This is a genomic window from Nonomuraea lactucae (assembly GCF_003313395.1).
Taxonomy (GTDB): Bacteria; Actinomycetota; Actinomycetes; order Streptosporangiales; family Streptosporangiaceae; genus Nonomuraea; species Nonomuraea lactucae.
Genome location: NZ_QNFZ01000629.1, coordinates 1 through 2,552 on the forward strand (window position 1 = coordinate 1; position 2,552 = coordinate 2,552).

The window sequence follows — 2,552 nt, forward strand, 5'->3', positions numbered from 1 at the left end:
CCGCCGGCTGGGAGAGGTCGGCGGCGAGGTGGGTCACGCCCGCGACGGCCGGCGCGCGCCGCGAGACGCCGATGCGCGTGTCCACCACGGCGGGCGTGGCCGCCAGGCACGCCGCTCCGATCCCGCTCGACGCCCCGGAGATCCAGGCGATCCTCATGTCGTGCTCCTTACGCCTTGCACACTGCCACATCCTTGCATTGTCGATTCTCAATGTCTATATCGATTATTCCTCGCCAACAGCGAGGGTCGAGTGCTAGCATCAGTATCGATTCTGCCGACAACAATCGTTTGGAGGGCCGTTGCGGATAGCGAACGATGCCGGCCGCCTCGTGCTGGTGCGGGACGGTGGCGGCCTGGACGTTGAGAAGGCGAGCGACGGGCTCTTCGGCCCCGACCCGCAGAGCGTGTACGAGCGCTGGGGCGAGTTCCGCGCGTGGGCGGGCACGGCCGAGGGCGAGGTCGCGCCGATCGCGCCCGAGACGCTCCAGGCGCCGGCCCCGCGACCGCGCCAGGTCTTCGCCATCGGGCTGAACTACCGGGCCCACGCCGAGGAGTCGCAGCTCGACGAGCCCGAGTTCCCCACCACCTTCACCAAGTTCCCCACCTCGTTCACCGGCGCCTTCGCCACGGTCCACCTGCCGAGCGACACGGTGGACTGGGAGGTCGAGCTCGTCGCCGTCATCGGCGCCCGGGCCCACGAGGTGGCGGCGGCCGACGCGTGGGACCACGTCGCGGGCCTGACCGTCGGCCAGGACCTCAGCGACCGCACGGTCCAGCTCCGTCCCCCCGTGCCGCAGTTCTCCCTGGGCAAGTCCTTCCCCGGGTTCTCGCCGACGGGCCCCGAGCTCGTGACCCCCGACGAGCTACCCGACCGGGACGATCTGGAGATCTCGTGCGCCATCGACGGTGAGCTGATGCAGCAGTCGCGCACCTCGCACATGATCTTCCCGATCCCGGTGCTCATCGAGAAGATCTCGGCCATCTGCCCGCTGCTCCCCGGTGACGTCATCTTCACCGGCACCCCGAGCGGGGTGGGGGCCGTACGGGAGCCGAAGCGCTTCCTGCGGCCGGGAGAGGTGCTGGAGAGCCGGATCGGCGGGATCGGCGCCATGCGCAACCGCATGGCCCCGGGTGCGGGCCGATGAGGTACGTGACGTACGAGAGCCCGGCCGGCCCGCGCGTGGGCGCGCTCGTGGACGGCGAGGTCGCGGACCTCGGCTTCGACGGCGACATGGTCGCGTTCATCGAGGCGGGCGCCCCCCACGGCCGCCTGCGTGCGCTCGGCCACGCGCCGCGTCTGCTCGCGCCACTGCGGCCCCGCTCGATGCGCGACTTCCTGCAGTTCAAGGGGCACCTGGACAACGCGCTGACGCGGCTGGGGCGCGACATCCCCGAGGAGTTCTGGACCGTCCCGGCCTACTACAAGGGCATGCCCGACACCGTCATCGGTCCCGGTGACGTCATCCCCTGGCCGCGCTACACCGAGCGCCTCGACCACGAGCTCGAACTCGGCTGCGTCATCGGCCGGGCCGGGGCCGACATATCCGCCGGCCGGGCGAGCGACCACATCTTCGGCTGGACCATCTGGAACGACCTCTCGGCCCGCGACGTGCAGACCCGCGAGGTGCCTCTCTCGCTCGGCCCCGCCAAGGCGAAGGACTGGGACGGCTCGAACGTCCTCGGACCGTGCGTCGTGACCCACGACGAGGTCGACGGCGGTTCCGTCGAGATGATGGTCCGGGTGAACGGCGAGGAATGGGGGCGCGACCACTCCTCGTCGATGCGGTTCGGTTTCGCCGAGCTCATTGCGTACGCGTCGCAGGACCAGCGGCTCTTCCCCGGGGAACTGCTCGGGTCCGGCACCGCCTCCGGCGGCTCCGGGCTCGAGATCGACCGCTGGATCTCGTCCGGAGACCGGATCGAGATGGAGATCGAAGGCATCGGCATCCTGGCCAACGTGGTCGGGGAGAAAGGCAAGGGACCATGGCATTCGTCGTGACGGCTCTGTGGACGGCCAGGGCCGGCGAGGAGGACGAGGTCGCGAGGATCATCGGGCTGCTCGTCGGCCCGTCGAGGGACGAACCCGGCAACCTCCTCTACCAGCCCCACCGCGACCCCGAGGACCCGCGCCGGTTCTTCCTCTACGAGCAGTACACGGACCGGGCCGCCTACGAGGCGCACGGCGCCTCCGAGCACTTCCAGACCCTGGGCTTCGGCCAGGCCATCCCGCTGCTGGAGTCCCGCGAGCGCTGGTTCTACGAGACGTGGGAGCCGACCGGCTCCCAGGCGGGCTGAGGGGGACCGCCATGGCGATCGCGAGCACCGACCCGGTGACCGGGCGGACCTGGCGGACGTACGACGCTCTCGGCGCCGGAGCCGTGGAGGAGCGACTGGCCCGCGCGGCCGCGACCTGGGCGACGTACCGGACGACCCCGCTGGAGCGGCGCGCCGCCTGGCTGGAGGCCGCCGCGGGCCTGTTCGAGGAGCGGGCGGGCGAGCTGGCCGTCCTGGCGGCCCGCGAGATGGGCAAGCCCGTCTCCGCCGGGCGGGCG

4 protein-coding genes are annotated in these 2,552 nt (G+C 71.5%); all 4 read left to right on the forward strand.

All coding sequences use genetic code 11. From position 1 onward, the window contains the following. The first annotated feature begins 299 nt into the window (after positions 1 to 299). Positions 300 to 1,145, forward strand: coding sequence for a fumarylacetoacetate hydrolase family protein (locus DQW85_RS24475; protein ID WP_113702366.1), 846 nt, complete (start codon positions 300 to 302; stop codon positions 1,143 to 1,145). Further along, positions 1,142 to 1,999 (forward strand): fumarylacetoacetate hydrolase family protein, encoded by an 858-nt coding sequence (locus DQW85_RS24480; protein ID WP_113702367.1) that lies wholly within the window; start codon positions 1,142 to 1,144, stop codon positions 1,997 to 1,999. Before DQW85_RS24475 ends, DQW85_RS24480 begins: the two co-directional genes overlap by 4 nt. Further along, complete coding sequence (locus tag DQW85_RS24485) at positions 1,984 to 2,295, forward strand: putative quinol monooxygenase (protein ID WP_113702368.1); 312 nt, start codon at positions 1,984 to 1,986, stop codon at positions 2,293 to 2,295. The genes DQW85_RS24480 and DQW85_RS24485 overlap by 16 nt, the downstream gene beginning before the upstream one ends. Before the next feature lie 11 nt (positions 2,296 to 2,306). Beyond that, a partial coding sequence (locus DQW85_RS24490; RefSeq protein ID WP_162795336.1) for an aldehyde dehydrogenase family protein occupies positions 2,307 to 2,552 on the forward strand: 246 nt, incomplete at its 3' end.